This is a genomic window from Methanosarcina sp. 2.H.T.1A.6, from assembly GCF_000979455.1.
Classification (GTDB): domain Archaea; phylum Halobacteriota; class Methanosarcinia; order Methanosarcinales; family Methanosarcinaceae; genus Methanosarcina.
Map to the genome: position 1 here is coordinate 27,143 of NZ_JJOY01000042.1, position 23,267 is coordinate 50,409.

General features: G+C 44.6%; 14 protein-coding genes. 6 read left to right on the forward strand and 8 right to left on the reverse strand.

The features are described 5' to 3' along the window. Positions 1-80: 80 nt before the first annotated feature. The 6 genes from EO98_RS12275 to EO98_RS12300 all read right to left on the reverse strand — a co-directional run bounded on the left by EO98_RS12275 (position 81) and on the right by EO98_RS12300 (position 9,927). Positions 81-1,712, reverse strand: a complete 1,632-nt coding sequence (locus EO98_RS12275) for a Ppx/GppA phosphatase family protein (RefSeq protein ID WP_048138582.1) — start codon at positions 1,710-1,712, stop codon at positions 81-83. Positions 1,713-2,125: 413 nt separating this feature from the next. After that, positions 2,126-4,312, reverse strand: a complete 2,187-nt coding sequence (gene ppk1, locus EO98_RS12280) for a polyphosphate kinase 1 (RefSeq protein WP_052734457.1) — start codon at positions 4,310-4,312, stop codon at positions 2,126-2,128. A gap of 660 nt (positions 4,313-4,972) precedes the next feature. After that, entirely contained in the window at positions 4,973-7,096 is a 2,124-nt protein-coding gene (locus tag EO98_RS12285) for a helix-hairpin-helix domain-containing protein (RefSeq protein ID WP_048138585.1), read from the reverse strand. A 53-nt stretch (positions 7,097-7,149) separates the two neighbouring features. Beyond that, positions 7,150-8,127 (reverse strand): alpha/beta hydrolase, encoded by a 978-nt coding sequence (locus tag EO98_RS12290; protein WP_235283496.1) that lies wholly within the window; start codon positions 8,125-8,127, stop codon positions 7,150-7,152. A 24-nt stretch (positions 8,128-8,151) separates the two neighbouring features. Then, complete coding sequence (locus tag EO98_RS12295; RefSeq protein ID WP_048135448.1) at positions 8,152-8,319, reverse strand: preprotein translocase subunit Sec61beta; 168 nt, start codon at positions 8,317-8,319, stop codon at positions 8,152-8,154. 588 nt (positions 8,320-8,907) lie between these two features. After that, positions 8,908-9,927: an S-methyl-5-thioribose-1-phosphate isomerase gene (locus EO98_RS12300; RefSeq protein ID WP_048138587.1), complete on the reverse strand. Its 1,020-nt coding sequence runs from the start codon at positions 9,925-9,927 to the stop codon at positions 8,908-8,910. Between the two features lie 679 nt (positions 9,928-10,606). Here EO98_RS12300 and EO98_RS12305 point away from each other — a divergent pair. Next, entirely contained in the window at positions 10,607-11,707 is a 1,101-nt protein-coding gene (locus tag EO98_RS12305) for an inositol-3-phosphate synthase (RefSeq protein WP_048138589.1), read from the forward strand. Positions 11,708-11,886: 179 nt separating this feature from the next. On the opposite strand, the gene radB is transcribed toward EO98_RS12305, so the two are convergent. After that, the gene (gene radB, locus EO98_RS12310; RefSeq protein WP_156161129.1) at positions 11,887-12,609 is read right to left on the reverse strand and encodes a DNA repair and recombination protein RadB; all 723 of its coding nucleotides are present in this window, start codon (positions 12,607-12,609) and stop codon (positions 11,887-11,889) included. Between the two features lie 746 nt (positions 12,610-13,355). On the opposite strand from radB, the gene EO98_RS12315 reads away from it, so the two are divergent. From EO98_RS12315 to EO98_RS12335, 5 genes are all read left to right on the forward strand, one after another. After that, entirely contained in the window at positions 13,356-13,607 is a 252-nt protein-coding gene (locus EO98_RS12315; RefSeq protein WP_048133108.1) for a glutaredoxin family protein, read from the forward strand. Between the two features lie 75 nt (positions 13,608-13,682). Then, a complete protein-coding gene (gene nrdD, locus EO98_RS12320) occupies positions 13,683-16,067 on the forward strand; it encodes an anaerobic ribonucleoside-triphosphate reductase (protein WP_048138592.1) in 2,385 nt (794 codons plus the stop codon). A gap of 32 nt (positions 16,068-16,099) precedes the next feature. Then, the gene (locus tag EO98_RS12325) at positions 16,100-16,900 is read left to right on the forward strand and encodes an anaerobic ribonucleoside-triphosphate reductase activating protein (protein ID WP_048138593.1); all 801 of its coding nucleotides are present in this window, start codon (positions 16,100-16,102) and stop codon (positions 16,898-16,900) included. Positions 16,901-17,470: 570 nt separating this feature from the next. Next, entirely contained in the window at positions 17,471-18,484 is a 1,014-nt protein-coding gene (gene thiL, locus EO98_RS12330) for a thiamine-phosphate kinase (protein ID WP_048138664.1), read from the forward strand. Positions 18,485-18,677: 193 nt separating this feature from the next. Beyond that, on the forward strand, positions 18,678-22,421 hold the full coding sequence (locus tag EO98_RS12335) for an S-layer protein domain-containing protein (RefSeq protein ID WP_082098600.1): 3,744 nt from the start codon (positions 18,678-18,680) through the stop codon (positions 22,419-22,421). Positions 22,422-22,599: 178 nt separating this feature from the next. On the opposite strand, the gene EO98_RS12340 is transcribed toward EO98_RS12335, so the two are convergent. Beyond that, positions 22,600-23,121: a helix-turn-helix domain-containing protein gene (locus EO98_RS12340; RefSeq protein WP_048133115.1), complete on the reverse strand. Its 522-nt coding sequence runs from the start codon at positions 23,119-23,121 to the stop codon at positions 22,600-22,602. Between the last annotated feature and the right edge of the window lie 146 nt (positions 23,122-23,267).

Below are 23,267 nucleotides of genomic sequence, written 5' to 3' on the forward strand. Positions count from 1 at the left end.
TTTAAAAACCAGTTTAAATTGGAAAAATTCAATTTTTGAAAAGGCTCCACTTTTGAGGAAATTCTGTTCCTGAATAAGCTTCAGTCCCGTGGGACTTCCTCAACTTCGATGCCCCCTTCAAAAACTACTGGGGCTCCCACAGCCTGTTCTATAAGTACTTTGGACTGGAGAGAGTATCCAAAAATCTTCTTAAAGAATTTTTTCTGTTTCTCAACTTCCCAGATTTCGAGCTGGCACTCCTGCTGGGCGTGCATTTCAAGCACAAGACTTTCGGTGGAAGCAATATAGAAACGGACATGGGATACAATACCGGTATGGGTACGGTCAAGCCCTTCGGCAATACGGAGAAGGGCACTGAGCGCCCTGATACTTTTTACAGCTTCTTTACTTAACCCTGCAAGGTTGGGATGCTTCTTTTTAGGGGTGTTTTTCCTGTGGAAATACGCAAGGTTTGCAATGATTTCTATTTCTTCAGGCTGGAAGCCGGGGAGGCTGCTCTCTCTTATAAGGTGATAGGCATGTGCCTGATGGGTATCATATGAGAGAAATGTCCCTATATCGTGCAGAGTCGCGCCATACTCGAGAAGCTCTCTCTCGCTCTCCTGAAACTCATAGACCCCAAGAGCCTGAATGCTGTCAAAGAGTTCAAGGGCAAGCCTGGTAACGATATGTGCATGTTCTTCGTCAAAGTTGCAGGCAAGGCCAAGCTGCATGATGCTGCGTTTTCTTACCGACATCTGCGTGACCATATAAGAGAATTCGCTCTTTGAGATATAGTCCACTAGCAGCCCTTCCCTGAGCCCGCGCTTGCTGACCGTAATCTCTGAAAGTTCGAGTCCCTCCATAAGCGTCTCGATGATTGCAGCGCCTGAAAGAATGATGTCTGCCCTCTGGGAGTTTATCCCCGGAAATTTGCGCCTCTCTTCAAGCGGCAGGGCGCACATTGCCCGGACAATTTTCTTCAGGTCTTCGTACTCCAGCTTCTCGAAACTTTCATGGGCTGTTTTATGAAGGTAAACAAAAGCGATTTTTGCAAGGTTTTCGATAGTCCCCGAGCTCCCAATCACACAGCCTACCCTGTACCTGGAAAGTTCTTTTGTTATATCCGCAGTCTTGCGCCGTATGTAGGCTTTGATCTGCTCATAACGCTCCTCGGAAACCGGACCTGTTTCATCCGGAAGAAACATGTTTGTCAGACGGATTGACCCGAGATTAAGGGAGTGAAGGAAGTAACACTGACTCTGGTCCCCTACCGATACTTCAGTGCTCCCACCCCCGATATCAATAAAAAGGGCTTTTGAATAACCAAGGCGGAGCCCGCTTGAGACCCCCAGATAGATCAGGCGGGCTTCTTCTAACCCTGAAATCGTACAGACCTCAAGGTTTGCCTCTCTTTTAATCATTTCAAGAAACTGGACCCTATTGCTCGCATCCCGGGTTGCAGAGGTTGCCACAGCTATGATCTCTTCTGCCCTGTAAGCCCTTGCAAGTTCCATGAACTTTTTACAGACAACGGTTGCCCTCTCCATTGCTTTTAGCTGCAGGATCCTGTCTATAAACTCCTTTTCTCCAAGCCGCACCGTTTCCTTCTGCTTGGTCAGGGGCTGGTAAGACCCGTTGGAATTGATCCGGACCAGAAGAAGCCGGACCGAGTTCGTCCCTATATCAATAAACGCAACAACCCTGCCGTCGGAATTTTTCTCGGGTTCCATTTATGACCACCTGAAAGCCCTTCCTTTCGTTTTTATAGAAGGATTAAGAGAGCTTCATAAACTCCACAATATCAGTTTACATTTTGATTCAATTTGAGATTTATTTCAGTCGAATACCCCGTTGCTTGTAGCGGGGTGCGCCAGCGCAACTTTGATTTTCCGGATAGTATTTTCCTGAGTTCTATCTTTCTATATATGTGAAATTGTAAGTTCAAAAACCCTGCCCATGTCAATTACCCCTGAGCTAAATACTCAGGGGTTTTCCTGCTGAGGGTTTATGAAACTCCAGAGAGTAGCATAAAAATTTCAAGTAAAACTTCAAATGGAAAAGGAAAACACAGAAAACTAAAGGAAAAGAGAAAACAAAAGGGAAGGGAAGAGAGAAAACAAAAAAAGATTATGAAAGTTTTCTTTCAGCCGTTTTCCGTTTTAAGCTCCCAGATGCCTCTGTTCTCAAGCATCCAGAGCTGAGAATCCAGTTCTTCTTCATCGGGCTGTGGGTAGATCCTTTCAGTCCTGCCATTAGGGAGGAGAAGGCGAGCTTTTATGTTATCTTTCAGGTGGGTACCGAGGATGACATCGCGCATGATAGGAATGTAATCTGAAGATACTGGAAAGAGAACTTCGACCCGGTTGTCAAGGTTGCGGGGCATAAGGTCGGCACTGCCCATAAAGATCTCTTCTTTTCCGCCGTTCCTGAAATAATATACTCTCGAGTGCTCAAGAAAACGCCCGACTATAGAAGTGACTCTGATATTTTCGCTCAGCCCGTAAATGCCGGGCCTGAGGCAGCAGATGCCCCTGACAATGAGGTCTACCTTTACTCCAACCAGTGAAGCTCTGTAGAGTTCCCGGATGCACTGGTAGTCCACAAGGGAATTCATCTTGAAAAGCAGGTGACCGTCCCCAAATTTTTCGTGCAGGTCAATCTCGCGCCTGATGCGTTCAAGGATCTGATGCCTCATATTCTGCGGAGCTACCAGGAGCTTGATATAATGGTCCTTCCTGGAATAACCTGTGAGGGCATTGAAAAGGTCAGAGACGTCTTTGCCTATGAAAGGATCACTTGTGAGGTAGCCGAAATCAGTATAGAGTCTTCCTGTGACAGCGTTATAGTTTCCCGTGCTCATATGCACATAATATCTGATGCCTTCTGTTTCGGCTCTTACAATAAGGCACATCTTGGCATGGGTTTTGCGTCCGGGAAAGCCGTAGGCTACGTGAACGCCCTTACGTTCGAGTTCCTTTGCCCATCCAATGTTATTCTCTTCGTCAAAGCGGGCTTTAAGTTCGACAAGGACTGCAACCTGCTTGTTCCGGTCCGCAGCTTTCATAAGAGCCTGGATAATCCTGGAGTTGTCATCTACCCTGTATAACGTCATTTTAATTGCCAGAACATCCGGGTCATCAGCGGCTTCTTCAACCAGATCGGTTACCGATTCGAAACTGTCGTAAGGGTGATAGAGAAGGACATCCTTCTTTTTCAAGGCTGTAAAAATATTTTCCTTATTAGCCAGAGAGGAATGTTTTCTCTGCTCAAAAGGCTCATATTTGAGTTCCGGACGATTAATTTGCGTAAGCTTCATGAGGCTTGAGAGGCCCAGAGGCGCCGCTGCCCTGAACATCAGAGGAGGAGTTAGCTCCAGGTTCTTAAGGAGAATATCAGAAACCCTTTCAGGCATAGTATAGTCGGTTTCAAGCCGGACAGCAGGCCCGAAGTAGTTTCTCCCCACCCTCTGCTTTACAGCAGTCAGGAGGTCTTTGTCCCCGTCCTCGTCAAAGCCGAGATCAGCATCTCGTGTGATCCTGAAAGGATAAGCTCCGAGGATACGCTGTCCGGGGAACAGCAGATCGAGGTTTGCAGCAATCAGCTGTTCGAGCCACACAAAACGCCCTGATTTTAGTTCTTCAAAACTGGAAATTATTTTTTCCTGGCCTTCTTCAGGAACAACGATCAACCTTGTGAACAGAGGAGGGATCTTGACCCTGGCAAAACGTTCCCCGTATTCCAGATCATCAATAAGTACGGCAAGGTTAAGACTGAGATTTGAAATATGGGGGAAAGGATGACCTGAGTCGAAACCAAGGGGAGTAAGTAGCGGAAAAATATTTCTTTCGAAGTAGTCCCTGAGCTTTTCTCTATCTTCTCCGGAAAGCTCAAAGTAGTTAAGGACTTTAATTCCCTTTTCCCTTAGAGCCGGTTCGAGCACTTCATTCCAGCAGCTGTCTTTTAGAGGAAGCTGCTTTAGAAGTTCTTCCCGGATGACCTGCAGCTGCTCCTGAGCCAGTTCATCTGCGCGGTCTTCCTTTGCCCCTTCAGTAATACGTTTCTTGACCCCGGAGACCCTGACCATGAAAAACTCATCAAGGTTGCTCCCGAAGATGGAAAGAAACTTAACTCTCTCAAGCAGAGGATTACGTTCATCCAGAGCTTCTTCGAGTACTCTGTCATTAAACTGGAGCCAGCTGTATTCCCGGTCCGCATAAAGGCATGGGTCACTCAGGTCAGGCATACCTGATACTTCAACCCGGACCCCATCAACACTATCCGTAACCAATCTATCAAAATCTGCACAATGAATTGGGAAGTTACGCTCCATTCCTATCACGCGTAGCCTGGGTTTTGTGTTTCTTCAGAGCCATCCTCAAAAATATAAGAAGATCGGAATATAAGATTTTTGCCTGTTTCATTATTTGACATTATTATCAGATGTTCGTTCAGTATAATTAGCAGGGTTTAAAAGAAGATAACCTCGAATTTACTCAACAGCTAAAATAGCCAGTTTTCGGAAAAATATTCCCTGAACTGCATATCAACCCTTTCAATAACCATTAGCCGACTGAGTTTTCTATTCCCTGTCCGAGGCAAGGCGCATCTTCTTATAAAGTTATCGGAGATGCATTGACACTAAGACGTATATAAACTTTTGGATTAACAGGAATGTAAGAACTGCCCGAAATCTTAGTCAACTCACTACTATTTATTAATATATAGTACTAAAGACTTATAATATTATCTCTTAGAAAACAGAGAAAAATAAACAAAAAATTAGGCACAATGCCACAAAAAAGAACATAGCGGATCTACAAAACCGAAAATAACAAGATAGTATCAGGGAAAACCATCAAAAACCGCCAGAAAATACCACACGTGTTTGAAATAAAGATATTTTAGAAGAAATTTATAAATTGCCCTGATAGTAGAATATAAGATATAGATTTTGACTTGAAAAAATATCCATTAACATTCAAATTGCCTTTTAATTTTTAAATTTATCCATTAAATGGGCATAAAATTCCTGTTCTTTTCCTGTGGTCTTCCTCAGTAACCTTTCTACAATCAACTCAGGAGTGCTTCTTGCCACACGATTGTATACCGGGTTTCGGTTTACTATAAGTTCCAGGCTGGAATCCAGCCCCTCGGCTTCGATTCCGTCCACTCTGATGTCTGTCCCGGTATTTTCAAGGATCAATCCCGAAAGATGGGAGACAAAAACCCCAAGGCTCTCTTCGTTCCGGGCAAGGTATTCAAGGATCCCTGCTATGATCCGGGCTGAGGCTCCTGGTTCGGTAATTGATTCCAGCTCATCTGCAAGCACAAGTTTTCCGGAAGCTTCGGATAGCACGGAAAATTGCTTGAGGGTTGTTTCAAAGGCTCCTGCATCAAGAGTTCCTTTTGATTTTCCAAAATAATAGAATTCTTCTACAGGCCCCAGCTCAAGTTCTTTTGCAGGGACAGGAAAGCCCATGTGTCCGAGGACTACACACTGGGCAAGCAATTCAAGTAAAGAGGTTTTGCCCCCGGAGTTCACACCGCTCAAAAGTACAACCCTGTTTTCGAGACCTTCCGGAGAAAAACGAGTTTTTCCGACGGAATAACTGACAGGGTCAATTTCTCCGTACCTGGCTTTCAGGAAAAGATTTTCTCCCTCTTCAAAGCCAATTCCAGCTTCGGGGACAGTCTCCGGCATTTTCAGCCGGAACTGCGCGGCAAAGCAGGCTATGGAAAAACCCAGGTCAAAGTCAAGTACCTCCCTGACAAGCCTTTCTACAGGCTGGCGGAAAGTTGAGAGGACTTTTGCAAGCTCCCTTTTGCGGGTAAGCCTTGCTTTTTCAAGGGACATATTCAGTTTTTGCCTGAAAAGCTGCAGTTGAGCCTGTTCTACCCTGAGAGGATAGGAAATTTCGTCGGAAAAGAGAGAGTCAAGCATCAGTTTTTCCTGTTTCTGGAAATTGAGCTTTTCTGCGAGTCCCTCTTTTACGGCTCCGACCTCGCCTGTGTAGACCCTGTGGAGTTCTTTTGCAAGCAGGTCTTTAATTTCCATTCCCCCGCTCACAAGCTTGATGAGTTCCTGCCCGCTCAGGGTAAGGGAACTTGATTCGAGTTTCAGGTTCATGTGCTGGTTTGCCTCATTTAAGGCAGAGGTCAGCACAGGATCAAGGTTTTTCAGGGCAGCTCCAAGCCTGTCAAGTTCGGGGTCAAAACCCTCAACAGGCTTTCCATCCTCTCCCACTTTTAGAAGGGCTGTTTTAAGGGTCTCAATATCCTCTTCTGAGAGTTCCTCGAAGAAATCAAAGCCTGAAGACCGCAGAGTTGATGCTATATTCAGGCAAGCAAGGATGCAGGCCAGGTTCCTTGCAAAAAAAGCCAGCTCCACTTCAGGCAGGATCTGCCAGAATTCCGCTTTTGAAGGGTCCTGGAAAAACTCGGGCTCAAGCCCTTCAGGAAGGTCAAAACTAAGATAAGTATCATCAAAAATAATCACATTCGAGTAGCCTCTCGCGAGATCTACGAACTCGGAAAAATCCTCCACAACCTGGACAGGCAAAAATGCCTGGAACCTTTCCCTGGCTGCATCCAGAGTTTTCTGGTCCCCGGAGAGGATGGTCCTGTCCCTTACCCTCAGGTTTCCCGGTATCGGCCTGAGTTTTTTCACGCTGGAAAGGAGATTCAGGAACGCCTTATCCGCAGAGAGAGCATCTGCCAGCTCCAGGTACTCTTCTACAAAAGCCCTTCTCTCCTGGATAAGGTCCATACGGGACGCAGGAAACGGGTAAAAAAGGTCCAGCTTGTCCCTCGCATGCGGCGTGTGAGCAAACGTCTTTATCAGCTCAAGCAGGCGGGAGTACAGGTCAAGAGCCTCTTTTGTTTTCAGAAAATCGGAAATTGCACATCCCTCAGCCTGGGCCCTGACATCCCTGGCAAGGGAAAGGGCAAATGTATGGCTGACCCCATTGACCTCGGAAAGCGAAGCTATGTCTCCTTCAAGAATTGCCTGGAGAGCTGCATCCTCACTTCCAAAATGCTCGACAAGCCTGCTGGCTACTCGCTCACCTATTCCATGAAGTTCCCGTAAACCTGAGAGTTGCTGAGAAGATGCCATATTCAAAACACTTTTAGAAAATCAATTGAACAGGGTCCTATGCCCGAATGTTTTCAGTTCAGAAGGAGCTCAAGTTCTTTTTCAAGATCGGAGCGCATGGAAGCTGTGTATCCGTGCGTTTTTTCAGTAACATTATACATTGCCTTCGGTTCTTTTGCAAGGTCAAAGGTCCTGAGTGCCAGTTCATGGGAGATTACAGTATCATTAAAAGAATGAATCAGCACAAGCCTTGAAGGAGGCAGGGCACTTAAATAGGTGTCAGGGTCAATTGAGCGGGAGAAACGATAAGCTTCGGAGTCAGCTATGCCGGCAGGGTCACTCTCTTCAATGCCGTACCCGGAAGTACTGATCCCTATAACTCCTTTAAGGGAAGGGTCAAGAGCACAGGCAATAATTGCAAACCTGCCACCGTTACTTTCCCCGAGGATTGCAAGCCTTTCAGGATTTATTTCAGGCTGGACGGAAAGCACATCTACGGCTTTGAGGGTATCATAAACCATAAGGTATTCAACAGGTTCAAGCCCTGCCCTGAAAAGTTCGAGATCTCTTTTAATGTTTACTGCGCCCTGATTACGCTGGTCAAGGGCAAGGGTTGCATACCCCATTTTAGAGAGTTCGGCAGCCAGCCCCTGTTCACCTTCTTTGCTAACTCCTGCTCCCGGAAGCAGAACTATACCGGCGGAAGAAGAAGAGTTTGCAGGAACCCTCAGTAGAGCCTGGACTTTTTCGCCTCTGCTCTCAAAAGATACCAGTTTCAGAATATCCGGATCTTCAGGAGAGTACAGGTCTTCAATTTCCTGAACCGTAAACACAGGCTCGTCCCTCGGGGGAAAAGATAATGTGCCTGCCTTCGAAATCTCCCACGGAAGAGTTTCCCCTATGGAATTAGAGGGGTTGTACATGACCCCGAAGATACCCATAGCTATCAGGAGAAAGCCCAGGAAAAAAACAAAGGGTTTCGGGATTCTGGCGCCTGAAGAAGCTTTCTTCGTTTTTTTGAGTTCTTTTTTTCCAGAAATATGCTTGCTCAAGGGAACCCTGCCAGAAAACCGTAGTTACGGCCAGAAGCCGTTTACAGCACTTAAGAATAGTACTACTATGCCCGCAAGGGCGCCGGCAATCAGAACTGTTTTGGGTTGGATGTGAACCGCATTTTTGTCAGCTTCGTAGTAGCGCATGAGCCCTGCTGAGGACTGAAGTCCGGTACCTGATTTTTTAGCCATGAGTAAAACACCTTATGAATGCATGTGATATTGATTATGTGATATTGATTATGTGATACTGATTATGTGATATTGATTATGTGATATTGATTATGTGATATTGATTATGTGATATTGATCATGTGATACTGATTAATTGATTAAAAGTTACGTTCTTGATTGGAAGTTACATTTAATTAGAAATTTAGTTTAAGATTTGGATTCATTGGATCAATATTCGTTATCATATCCTGTGATAACCATATGAAGTATTATTTTTGGAATATGTATTTAGATAGAGAATTATCCGTGTGTTTATATATATTTAATTGATTATTTATACATTTACTTATTTAGTTACTCATTTACTTATTTATTTATTTATTTATTTATTTATTTATTTATTTAGGAATATTATCTTGAAATTAGAAAATGTAACTCAACTGTAAATTTACTGTTAGTTTTGAACTACTCATTTAGATAGTTACCAGATAATTTACAGTTCTCATATATAAATCCTGCAGAGCTATTCCGGAGCAATCCTGCGACAAGAAAGGAAACCTGTGATCTTAAGGATCCAAGGATCCGAAAAACCAGAGACTGAAGACCTTAGATCAGAACCTCGTCCAGCAGGAAAGGCGGGTAAAATGCGCCTCTTTCAGTGATTACCGCAGTCACATTTTCCATGGGAGTTGCATCAAAAGCGGGATTATAAACCTCAACATCTTTTGGGGCAAGCTGTTCGCAGCCTGAGAACCGCAGTTCGTCAGGATTTCGCATTTCAATCTTTACACTTCCTTCCCAGCCTTCGAAATCGAAAGTAGAGACCGGGGCTGCCACATAAAAGGGAATTTCATGCTCTTTTGCAAGGATAGAGTGCGTATAGGTACCGATCTTGTTAAAAACAACATCCTGGGTAATTCGGTCGGCTCCTACGAGCACGCTGTTTACGAGCCCCTGGCGCATTGCCCAGCCAGCCATCGAATCTGCAATAAGGGTCACAGGGATTTTGTCCTGCATGAGTTCCCAGGTGGTGATCCTGCTCCCCTGGTTCAAAGGTCTTGTCTCGCAGGCGATAACTTTGATATCTTTGCCTTCTGCAACAGCCGAACGTACAACTCCGAGAGCTGTCCCCCAGTCAACACAGGCAAGCCTTCCTGCATTGCAGTGCGTGAGTACGGTATCTCCATCTTTCAGGAACTTTGATCCGTATTTACCTATGAGCTTATTGGTTTCGATATCCTCTTCTGCAATATCCCGGGCTTCCTGAAGGGCAATATCCCGTACTCCCTGAACATTGAAGGCATCAGAAACTGCTTTTAAAACCCTGTCCACACCCCAGCCCAGGTTTACGGCCGTAGGGCGGGTCGATTTAAGTGCTTTTGCCGCAACCTCGAGGTCACGGATTATGGATTCGATATCTTTTGCCCCGCTAAGGAAAGCTGCCAGAGCAATTCCAAAACCTCCTGCAGCACCGAGTGCAGGTGCACCCCTGATCCGGAGAGATTTTATAGCTTCATAGAGCGAACTCAGGGTTTTGCATTCTATTACCCTGTACTCCTGCGGGAGCAAGGTCTGGTCTACCAGCACCACAGAATTGGACTCTTCGTTCCAGTCAATTGTCCTCATTAAATCACTTTCCGATGTGAAAATCAGGTTCTGCCGGGAAATCTTCCGACTTCCTTTTCAAGCCACCCATCCAATAAAAACCTATTCGACTCTTCCTTTTACAGGTGTGAGTGTTTCGTTTCCCTATCACTATCAGACAACCTGAAAACTTGAATAAGAGGGTTCAAATTAAAAATCTCTGGCTCGGATTGAAAATAACAATACAAGATAACAATACAAGATAACAATACAAGATAACAATACAAATGATGTTTAGAAGCCGAGCATCAGATTAATAATTTAATTTCATTATAAGCAAGCATGTATAGAGTAAGTCTTAGATATAGATAAACAAACATGGTATTTATTTAGCAAAGAGCAAAGTTAGATATGTTAGATATGTTAGATATAATAGATTTATAAAGTAACAGTACAAATAAGAAAATATTTAAAAGCCATAGTTAAGACACAGGAAGATTCGTAATTTCAGGAATCATAATTTCGTGAACTGCCCCCAGGCTAAAGACCGGGAGGTTTTACGCTTCTTCCTATAAATTTCATGGACCTTGAATCCGTAAATCCTTGGATCCATAAATCCCTGGATCCATAAATTATGAAAGTTTGGAAGTTTTGAGAACCTGTCGTTTCATGCAAGTTGTGGTTTATGAGAGTCAGGGTATTCATCGGAGAGTAAGCGCTTATGACAAAAATAAAAATAGCAATTGCAGGAATCGGGAACTGTGCAAGCTCTTTGATACAGGGCATCGAGTACTATAAAACCGAAGATAGGGATCCCATAGGACTTATGCACAGGGACATTGGAGGGTATAGGCCCGGCGATATCAAAGTTGTTGCTGCCTTCGATATTGATGCCAGGAAGGTAGGAAAAGACGTTTCCGAGGCCATTTTTGCCCCCCCGAACTGCACAGCGGTTTTTTGCCCAGACATTCCTTCCACAGGTGTGAAGGTTAAGATGGGCAGAGTTCTTGATGGGGTCTCTGACCACATGAAGAATTATAGGGAAAATTACACATTTGTTGTCAGCAGAGAGCCTGAAGCCACAAAAGCAGACATCGTAAAAGAACTGAAGGATTCAGGAGCCGAAATGCTTCTTAATTACCTTCCTGTCGGTTCTGAAGAAGCTGTCCGTTTCTATGCCGAATGCGCTCTTGAAGCCGGAGTGGCTTTAATCAACAACATGCCTGTTTTCATTGCAAGCAATCCTGAGTGGGCAAAACGGTTTGAAGAAAAGAATATTCCTGTTATCGGAGACGATATCAAAGCCCAGCTTGGAGCAACAATTACCCACAGAGTCCTTGCAGACCTGTTTGAAAAACGCGGTGTAAAGCTCGAAAGGACATATCAGCTGAACACTGGCGGAAACACCGATTTCCTCAATATGCTCAACAGGGACAGGCTTGCTTCCAAGCGTGAATCCAAGACCGAAGCCGTCCAGTCCGTGCTCTTTCATAGGCTTGAGGATGAAAATATCCATATCGGACCGAGCGACTACGTTGCCTGGCAGAAAGACAACAAGGTATGCTTCCTTCGAATGGAAGGTAAACTTTTTGGGGACGTGCCCATGAACATTGAACTCCGGCTTTCAGTGGAAGACTCTCCAAACTCCGGAGGTGTGGTAATTGATGCCATTCGCTGCTGTAAGCTGGCTCTTGACCGCGGGATAGGAGGAGTGCTGTACTCCCCGGCTTCCTACTTCATGAAACATCCGGCTATACAGTATCCTGATGATGAGGCATACCGCAGGACTGAAGAGTTCATAGCCGGAACACGAGAACGTTAAAGCAAGACGGAAAAAAATTCCTGAAGAAGAAGAAATTCTTATTGAAGACAGTTTTGAGGCCAGAAAATCCCGGATGTTTCCGGGAATTTTACTTTTTTCTGTTCCGGAATATTTCCTGCTGACTGAAATTTTTCTACGGAATTGATCTCAACAGAATTTATCTCAATGTTTTTACTGATTTAACGGATTCCTTCAGCCGTAATTTTAAACTCCGCATTTGTGCCTTCGGGACGGGAGCGGTGTTTGAAGAGAGTGGCGCGCCTTGTCCCTTCACCTGTTTTTTCCAGCTGGATGATCGTCTTTGAGATATGTTCCAGGGAACTGCCCCCCAATGGGCGCACCCCTCCTGCAATAATATTTGAGTATACCTGATTTGTTATAACTGCAACAAAACCGTGTTTGCGAGCCAGAGCATGCAGAAACCCTATCTGGTTGGCAAGTTCTCTGCGGCTTTTTATACCGGTCTCCTCATCTTCGAGTTCAAACCTGTAGTATGAAGTTGCAGAATCCAGAATCACAAGCCCGATATTTTCACCTGCTATCCTCTCCACCTCTCTTACGGACGCATACTGCTCTTCAAAACTCAGGGGTTCGTAGATAATTATGCTCCTGGCTATTTCCTTTGCATTTTCCCCTGCAATCTGCTTGAAACGAACAGGAGAAAGCCCTTCCGTATCTATGAAAATGACTTTCTGTCCCTGCTTTACACATTCCACTGCAAGCTGGATACAGATATTTGTTTTTCCGGTTCCTGCGGCTCCGAAAACCTGAGTTACGATCCCTCTCTCGAAACCTCCTCCCAGGAGGTCATCAAGGGGTTTACAACCGGAAGATAATAGTTTCTCTATGGCGTGACACCTCTCTTTGCACTTGACAGAAGTATGAAAGACCCATGATATAATGCTTTTTTCATAATTTTCAACCCGATTGGAGAAGAATAAAGATCTTCAGAGAGAAATAAAAGTATTTAAGTGGACATAGAAGAAATGCTCAGGTTTGAATTCTCAGACCTGAGGAGACGGAGAAAAAAAATTTTCAGTAATATCTTGAAACTGAAAATGTCCTTTACTAATATATTGTAATGTTTTCAAGGAATAAAGCCATATAGATGATGTCCATACCTATATCCATTAAAGTATCTCCCATACAAAATAAAGTCTTCTGTACTTGAAAATGATCCCACAAATTAGGTATTTTTAAAAAAACAGAAGCCCATAAGATTGTCACCAGATCTGATAACAAACAACGGTCTTTGTATACAAAGTAAGAGGGTAATTGTATTCAAAGATGAGTTGAAAAACCATTATAAGTAAGATCTGGCATTTAGAATAATTACCTGAAAATTAAGATAACCTTCACTCAATAGAGTGAAAAAATGATATCAAGAGGGACACTCTATATAAACTGCATGCCCTGTTCAGATATTGCTGACTAGTCTGGGAGAGTTATTATAGAATAAACCGGGTTGGCTAAGGAATAGTACCCATGCGGGGTTTTGTTTTATTGCTTTGATGCGCTCTGCGCCGGCATACTCACGCTCCGCACACTGTAAATAAAAGCAATATGTATTGATGAAAAACGAAACATGTAAAAGGCATGTAAAAAACATGTTAAAAAGACTGTACCATAAATCAGAGGGGCGCAAATTATGGCAAAAATAATAGTTTACACAACGGAACGTTGTCCGAAATGCAATAAATTGAAAAAATTCCTGGAAGCAAATTCAGTACCCTTCGAAGTAGCAGATATGTCCACCCCGGAAGCTCTGACCGAACTGCGTTTCAACGGGGTCTTCACAGTGACAGCGCCTGTATTACAGATCAATAGTGAATTCCTCACGTATACCGAAATATTCCGCGGGGAAGAAGTGAATCCGGAAAAACTCCGGGGAATTCTGTGACAAAACCCGCTAAGCTTCAAAACGACTTAAATAATTTCCATATCCCTCCTTAAAACAACAACTGAAGATGAGAAAATGACAGGCGATATTCTCTTAACCGATGATGAATTATCTGATAATCAGCCAGTGCAAAAGACACTTGACGGGCTCTCCACCTCTTCCCTCCCCAAAAAAGACCAGTTATCTGATAATCAGCCCGTGCAAAAAACACTTGATGGGCTTTCCGTCTCTCCCCTCCCCAAAGTAAGGACAACAGAAGGTTTCATCCTTAACTGGGACAGGAATATCATTGTAAGCCAGCTCCTGAAAGAAACAAAATTAAGTGAGATCTTCTACAACAAGCCTGCAATCACAAAAGAAGAAGCTGTTGATATTGCAAAAGAAGCGGAAAGGATCATCCGAAAGATGAATATCAAATTTCTTTCAGGACCCCTTATCCGGGAAATAGTCAACAATATTCTTCTTGACAGAGGGCGCGTAGAATGGAGAAATATAATGACAAGAGTCGGGGCTTCGGTCTACGATGCCTACGAAATCGACTCCGGATACGGCTTTGGGGCAAACGATAATGCAAACCAGCTGAACAATGCTGAGACATCCCACAAAAGAAAAGCCGACAAAATGTCCAAAGAGCAAAATCTCCTTCTGATGCCAAAAGAGCTTGCGGACCTGCACCTGAACGGGGACTTCCATATCCACGACCTCGAATACATGGGCACAAGGCCTTTTTGCCAGGACTGGGACCTTCGCTACTTCTTTTATTACGGACTGATGCCTGATGGGGTAGGCACCCAATCAAGTGTTGCAAAACCTGCAAAGAATGCCGAGGTAGCTTTCCTTCATGCTGTAAAAGCAATGGGTTCGGCTCAGACCAACTTTGCAGGCGGACAGGGCTTTTACAATTTCCTGACATTTATGGCCCCCTATCTGGAAGGCAAGTCCGAAGTTGAGATAAGACAGCTTATGCAGATGTTCGTCTATGAAATGATGCAGATGATGTGCGCAAGAGGCGGACAGACAGTTTTTTCATCCGTGCAGCTTTCCCCTGGTGTTCCGAAGCTCTGGAGAAACATTCCAGTTGTTGCCATGGGTAAGGTCTGGGATGGTAAGCAGGCTCCCCTCAGAACCTACGGAGAATTTGAAAAAGAGATCCGGCTTGGGTTCAAGGCTCTTATGGATGTCATGCTTGAAGGAGATGCCTGGGGCAAACCTTTCAGCTTCCCGAAGCCAGAAATTTCTCTTGAACCTGACTTCATGGAAGAAGACGAGAGTTTTAACAGGGCTCACCCCGAGCTTCCGACTTACAAAGAGCTGTACAGGATGACCTTTGAACTGGCTGCCAAATTCGGAACCCCCTACTTTGACAACCAGCTTCCCGAGTACAGAGGCGCAGGAGAGGGGATTTCATGTTACCAGTGCTGTGCCTATCAGTTCTCTTCAAACCCTACCGACGATAAAGACTTCGGTGACAAGCTGCATTTCAAGGATGGAAGGCATTTCTCCATGGGCTCGTGGATGGTCCTGTCCTTAAACTGTCCCAGGGCTGCATACAGGGCTGAATATGATGATGAGGAACTTTTCACTGAACTCAAGACCCTGATGAACCAGGGTGTGGAAGTTTTCAAGATCAAGCGAAAATGGATGAACAGCCTGATCAAGAAAAACAGGATTCCCTTTGCAGCCCAGTGTCCCAAGGACCCGAACACCGGAGAAAAGGGAGCAATGGCTGTGGACTTCGACAGCCTTGTGTATACTATTGGAGTAATAGGAATTAATGAGATGGTCCAGTACCACACAGGCTACCAGATCCACGAATCTCCTGCTGCGTATAAGCTTGCCATCCGGGCTATGTTCGAAATGAAAATGCATGCCCAGAAGCTCTCAAAAGAAAATGGCATGGAAATTGCCCTTGCAAGGACTCCTGCTGAAACTACAGCCCAGCGTTTTGCAGTCTCAGACCTCCTGCACAGGGAATATACTGATAAAGCCGAGCTCACAATTAAAGGGGACCTGGAAACCGCAAAGAAAGAGTTCAATGAGACCCATGACCTGCCAATTTACTATACTAACGGAACTCATATCCCACCGGGTGCAGACGTGTCTCTGCCTGAAAGGATAAAGTATGAGCACACTTTCTTCCCGATAGTAGACGGCGGAAACATCATGCATATCTGGCTTGGAGAAGGAAAACCGGATCCTGACGGCCTGCAGGAACTTGCCATGCATATAGCAAAGAACACCCAGACGGGATACTTTGCCTTCACACGGGACATGACCGTATGCACTGACGAGGGATATGTAGCCGCCGGCCTGCTTGACAAATGCCCGAAATGCGGATCTGAAAATGTGCAGCACCTCTCAAGGATTACTGGCTATCTTCAGTCCGTGGAAGGCTGGAACAGAGGTAAGCGCCAGGAACTCAAGGACAGGAAACGCTACAGCACAAGGGAACTCAGATGAGGTCCCTTTAACCTTTTTTACGCAAACTGGAAATGGTAACTGCTATGAAGGTAAACTACGCAGGCACTGTCCCGATTTCAACCCTTGACTGGACAGGAAAGGCTGCTGTCACTATCTTTTTTCGGGGATGCCCTCTTCGCTGCCCTTACTGTCAGAACCATCCGTACCTTGAAGGGCCAGGTCTTGTGGAACTTGACTTTGTGAAAGAGCAGATAAAAAACTCGAAACCTTTTGTAAGTGCGGTTGTTTTTTCGGGAGGGGAGCCTCTCATGCAGGACGCTGTTGTCCCCCTTGCAGAGTTTGCAAGGAATCTCGGGCTTGCAGTCGGGGTCCATACAAACGGTTGTTACCCTGAAAGGGCAGCCGAACTGGTTGAACGGAAACTGGTTGATAAGTTCTTTATCGACGTAAAAGCCCCTCTTGACGATCCAGAGCTTTATGGAAAAGTTGCTGGACGGAAGGAATACACGGACGCTGGAAAGAAAACTGCCGCCAAAAAGACTCCAGAAGAGATTACTAAAGCCATTGCAAAAACAATCGAGACAGCAGATGCCAGTGGCCTGGAACTGGAACTCCGGACAACAGTGGTCAGAGGATTTATCGGAAACGAGGAGGAAATCTCCCGGATAGCAGCCTGGATTTCAGACCGTATCAAAAACAGAGAGGTTACTTATGTGCTGCAGCAGGGAATCCCGGAACACAGCCTTCAGGAGAACCTCAGGAAAAACAGGGTTCTGGAGAGGGGAGAACTTCTTGAACTTGGGAAAGTAGCAAAAGGATTCCTGGAAAACGTAAGGATCAGGACAAAAGAAGAAGGAGAAGAAGGTGTCTGATATAATATGGCACCATCAAACAGCCTTACTGTAACCTGACTTGCTGGTATTTTACTGGTATTTTATTGCATTTTGATGGTATTTTACTGTCACTTTTTCCCTTTTTTGCCTGAATTCCCGGGAATATATTTTGATCCGTTCACTCGTTCATCTTTCTATAAATTTGTATCTTATTCATTTTTCTCTTGCCAGATTTTTACAAAAAACCATGTTAAAGGTTCAAATGAATTTGAAGTTTACAAAAGTCTTATACATGCCAAAACATAAAAGAAACTGATTAAACCCCTGGTAAAACCCCTTTACCCGGAATTCAATTATCCTGTACCCAGAAGTACAGATATCCAGGAAGTACAGGTATCCCGGAAAGTTTCCCTAAAGTTTTTCCGGGGATATTCCTGCTGTACTCCTGACAATAATCGAAAACTCCTGTATCCATACCACCAAACTTTTGTGTAACCTCTGGGGTTACAAAAGTTACATAAAGGAGATAGACTCAGTCCATTTTAGCCCGGAGAAGGGTACGTATCTATAAAAAAGGAAAGCAGAAGTAATCGCTTCCAAAAAATGACCATGAAAGAAACAAAAGTATCTTCAATCGGAGAGCGCTCTCTAATCTCCCGCTTATCTGAGATTTTCAATGCCCCTGAAGGAAAGGAAAGAGGACAGGAAGGAATCATTATAGGCGCTGGTTCCGATGACTGTGCCGTCCTTGACCTGAAAGGTGAAGACTGTCTGGTTGTTACGACTGATATGCTGCACAGGACCACGGACTTTCCGGTAGAGATGACTCCCTGGCAGATGGGATGGATGTCCGCAGCCGTAAACCTGAGCGATATTGCAGCCATGGGCGCAGAACCTGCTGGGCTCCTTATGGCAATAGGCATGCCTGCAGACACTGAAATTGCTTTTGTCGAAGAACTTGCAAAAGGTATACAGGCGTGCGCCGAGTTCTGCGGGACTGCTGTTGTAGGAGGCGACCTCGATACCCACGCAGAACTGACAATTACAGGAACAGCTCTGGGAAGAGTTAAAAAAAGCCAGCTCCTCCTGCGAAAAGGGGCAAAGCCCGGAGATCTTGTCTGTGTTACAGGATATACAGGGTCGGCCGGAGCCGCCCTTGAAGCGATTCAGTCAAAAAAGTCAGTCAGCGAAACCGTCCTGAAGGCTCTTTTTGAACCTGTACCCCGCACGCAAGAAGCCAGGAAACTTGCTGAGTCAGGTGCAGTCACATCCATGATGGATACAAGTGACGGACTTGCAATGTCTCTTTACGACCTTGCCAGGCAGAGTAAGGTAGGTTTCAGGATCCGGGAAAATGCCCTCCCAATCCTCCCGGAAGTCAGAAAGTTTGCCTCAGGTCCCGGGGAACTGCTGGAACTTGCCCTTTACACAGGAGGGGACTTCGAACTCATTTTTACAGTTGACCCGGAACGGCTGAAAAAAGTACAAAATATATGTAACTTGACTATCATAGGGGAATGCACAAAGTACGAAACGGGTATTGTACTCGAATCCCCGGAATTCAAGCTAACAACTATAGAACAGAGGGGATACCAGCAGCTAAAAGCCGAACCGGCTGATTAGCTTTCCTGAATAAACTGATGTTAACCCCCCATAAACTAAAAGCCTGGAGTGAGAGTAAAAAAATTAAAAATTATTGGCTGAAAAAGCTCACACGATCACAAAAATAGAGCAAACTTCAGGCTAAACATACTAAATTCGTAACTATAAAATTAGTAACTATATAATTTATGCACAAGGTTCAGAAGGATAGAATATGAAAAAAGCTAGTTTACAAATATTTACAGCAATTCTGGTGCTGGGGCTATTCTGTGGGACTGCATCTGCAGTTCCAAGTATAATAGGAGATGTCACGCCCTCACAGAATTCTCCTGTTACAGGAACAGTGGGTGCAACTCAAACGTTCACCATTCCTTTAAACGAAACAGCAAGCGTTATATGGACTGAAAATGGTGTGACCACAACAATACCAACTGAAGCAAACAATATTACAACTCTCAATCACGTGTTCAAGTTGGGTTCTTACCAGGTGGTCGCTTCCATAGAAGGAGTAGGACAAATAGCAACCTGGAATGTGGAAGGTACATCAGCAGTTCCGGTGATTACCTTATCAGACCCTTCGTCATCAAGTGTCAGCAACAACGTAGGAGAATTAAGGAAGTTCACCGCAACTGCAAACCAGATATCGAATATGACATGGTACCTTGATGGAAATTTCCTTTACACAAACCAGTCTGTAGATTCGTCTTCATATACAAGCAGTTCTGCAACAGTGGGTACACACACAATCAAAGTGGAAGCAGCAAACATTAACGGAACTGCAGAATCAAAATCCTGGACATGGACGGTAGGAACAGCAGTTCCGGTGATTACCTTATCTGACCCTTCATCATCAAGTGTAAGCAACAACGTAGGAGACTCAAAGAAATTCACCGCAACTGTGAACCAGATATCGAATATGACATGGTACCTTGATGGAAATTTCCTTTATACAAACCAGTCTGTAGATTCGTCTTCATATACGAACAGTTCTGCAAAAGTGGGTACACATACAATCAAAGTGGAAGCAGCAAACGTTAACGGAACTGCAGAATCAAAATCCTGGACATGGACAGTAGGAACAAACGGCGTACCTGTCAATGTTGATCCCTCGGAAGGGACAGTTGAGGTAGCTCAGGGAGTGACCAGGAATTTCTATGTCAATTCTACAAATGGCCAGAATATAAAGGTTGAATGGTTTGTCAATAACGAAACGAAAGGGTCCCAAGAAGGACTTTCTGCTTCATATGCATTTAAAGGAGACACTTCCGGCGAGTACACTCTTAAAGCAGTGGTCAGCGACCCCAGCAACACTTATTCTTCATCGACAAAAACATGGACTGTAAAAGTCCAGTCCAAGTACTACTCAAGCGGGAACAGGATCTGGGATGAAAGCCTTGGGATGGCCACTACATACACATGGAATGCTCAGAGCTACTCAGGCTTCTACTATGACCTTGATACCGGAGTGTCCTCTGAAGAGATGACGATCAAGGACATAGGTAGAAACATAAAAGATGGAAACATCGAGTACATCACAAGACCTACTAAAACCGAGTTTGAATACGGGAAATGGGGTTCATACCAGGTAATAGGATTCATGGCAGAGAAATACTTCGCAGGTTACAGTAAAACGAACTCTTCTGTTATAAACGATGATGTAAGCCCGATATCCGACGGTATACTTGCCAAGATCCTGATCGACAGTGATGATAAAAAGTCCGCGTATACAGGAGAATCCATTGCACTTGAAGATGGTTATTCTCTGAACATTGTGGAAGTCAACGTCAAAGGAGACTCCGTCTGGGTTCAGCTTGAAAAGGACGGAGATGTGGTGGATGACGCCTTCATCTCTTCGGAACAGGACTATGTTTATGAAACCGAACTCGGAGAGGCAGAAGACGTGCCCATAATCATTGCTCATTTCGGCACGGTGTTTTTGGGGGGGGAAACCTCTGCTGTCTTCATACAGGGCCTCTTCCAGATCTCGGACAACTATGTGGAACTTACAAAAGGAGATTCCTACGGGGAAATGGAAGTAACATCCCTCAGCAGCAATGAAATAAGAATGAAGAACGAGGACGATATCGGCCTTGATAAAGGTGAAACTATCGACCTCATGGGCAAGATAAAGATTCAGGTGGCTGATGACAGCAAACTGCGCTTTGCCCCTGTCCTTGATACCTCAGAGGCAGGAACTTACGAACTGCGCGGGACTGTCTACGATAAAGGTGTCGATGGGAACTCTCTTCCGACCTGGACGCCCTTCAACTTTGAAGGCTTCTATTACAACATAGATGAAGGAATAGGGACAGAAAAGCTGGAATTACAGGAGCTTAATGGCAGGGAAATCCCCTTAGGAAAACTGGTCTACCAGTCCTCACCCCAGCCCGTTGAGTTTGAACATTCCGAGTGGGGCAATTTCACAGTTGTCGGGTTTATGGCAAAAAAATTCTTTGCAGGATACCCGGATAATGCCGTCAAAGGAAAAGTTGACGATGTGAGCCTTCTTTCGGATAATGTCCTTTCCGAAGTCCTTACAGACAGTGACGATAAAGAGTCCATGTACACAGGTTCTGCCCTTGTGCTTGAGGAAGGGTATTCTCTGGAGATCAAAGATGTTGATGTTAATGGAGACTCCGTCTGGGTCCAGCTTAAAAAGGACGGAGAAGTGGTGGATGAAGATTTCATCACTTCTGGCCAGGACTACATCTATGAAACCGACCTCGGAAAAGCAGAAGACGTACCAATAATCATAATCCATTTCGGGACAGTTTTTGAAAGCAGGGAGACCTCTGCTGTCTTCACACAGGGTACATTCCAGATCTCGGATAAGTACATTGAAATTAATAATGGGGAGACCTACGACGAGATGGAGATCTCCAGTGTCTCAGAAAGCGGCATCACAATGAAGAACGATGGTTCCATCGGGCTTGATGATGACGAAACCATTGACATTATGGGCGACGTCAAGTTCAAGACAGCTGATTCCGGCACTCTCAGGTTCTACCCCTTAGTTGAAGTCGAAACTGAAGGTGGAGCCAGCAAGGAACTCAAGATAAGTTTGCCTGATGAGATTATTGTAGGCGACACTTTTGAGATCAAGGTGAATGCAGGTGAAAATCCAATCGAAGGCGTCAACGTAAAAATCGACACGGACAGCGCAGGCAAAACCAATGCAAATGGGATTGTTGAGTACACTGCCGAAAAGGAAGGGACCTTCAAGATAACCGCCGAGAAGGACGGGTACACCACCGCAAACAAGAACGCAAAAGTCATTCCTCCGAAAGAAAAGATGAGCATCAATGTCTCTCCTGAAACAGTGTATAAGGGAGATACGATTACCATAGAGGCATTAAAAACAATTGGTGGAGACCCTATTGAAGGTGTAAACGTCTCAATCAATAGTAAAGCCCTCGGAAAAACCGGATCCGACGGAAAGATTACGTTCACCACGGAAGACGTCGGCAAAATCAAAATAAGCGCTGCCAGAGAGGGCTTCCTTGAAAAGAGCGTTGAAGTCAATGTGAAGGACTATGAAGCTATCTTCGAGTTCTCCAACCTGGTAATTGACCCGATAGAGGTCAGAGCCGGAAAGGAAACAACAATCACTATTGATGCCGAAAACACAGGTAATGCTGCAGGGAATTACAGCGTGGAACTGTTTGTGAACGGAAGTTCGGTTGATTCAAAGCAGATTTCCCTTGATATAGGAGAAAGCACACCAGTAACCTTCAAACACAGTGAAGAGGAACCAGGCATCTATAATGTAAAAATAGGAGGGCAGGAGGCCACCTATAAGGTAAAAGAAAAGTCTTCTATGCTGCTTTATGCCCTGATAACTATTATCCTGTTACTGGGCGGCGGGATGGCTTACATGTTTACCAAAGGCGGCTGGAATGCAGCAACCATGCAGGCAAAGATAGATGAACTTATAAGGTCGGCAAACCTGAAAAAGTAAAAGTAGTAAAAGTAATGGAAAAGCTGAGAAAACAGGAAACTCAAACAAAAAAGAATTTAAATTCCCGCGTTAACTGAAAAACGCGGGTTTTTTTCTATTTTTAAAAAGAGATTCGATTATTAAGTACTTATTTTGATTATTAAGTACTTGTATTAAATATTTAGATTGAGCAGGTAGTTCACTCCATCTTCTTGATCGCACGTTCTATGGCATCTATCAGGCTGTTCTTCGGTGCGATGGTTGTGACGGGGATGTTCAGTATTTTTTCCACGGTGGGGCCCACGATTGGGGCACAGACCAGGGCTTTTGCTCCGTCTCTTTCGGCATTTACGGCTGAGATAATTGCTTCTTCCATAGATGTTGCCGAGTATTCCCTGATGGTGACAAGCCTGCCACCGATCTTTTTCTTCGTCTCAACGATGTTATCGAGCACCGAGCGGGCAGCAATTACGGCGATAAAGTCTCCGCTGTCGGACTCCTTTATTTCACGGATCGTTTTAACGATCTGGCGGAGGGTTTTGATGTTGGGGTCCCGGTTACCCGATAGGATCTTATAAAGGGTACTCGGAGGGATGCTTGCTTTTTTCGCAAAATCCACGGCAGTCAGATTAAGGTCTTCCTTAATTACAGCGGAAAGTGTTTTCTGAAACACTTCATCGGACTCGAATGCGGATTTAATGACCTTGTCTGCAACATTCATTAAAATTCAACCTCTTACACTGTAAACAATTTATATACGCATAAAGGATTCACGTTTCACAGGAGTTTTGTTCCTGAATGAGAAATATCTCCAGATGTATTAATACATTTGGGTCATAATAGAAAGGCATTTGAGAAACTATATAT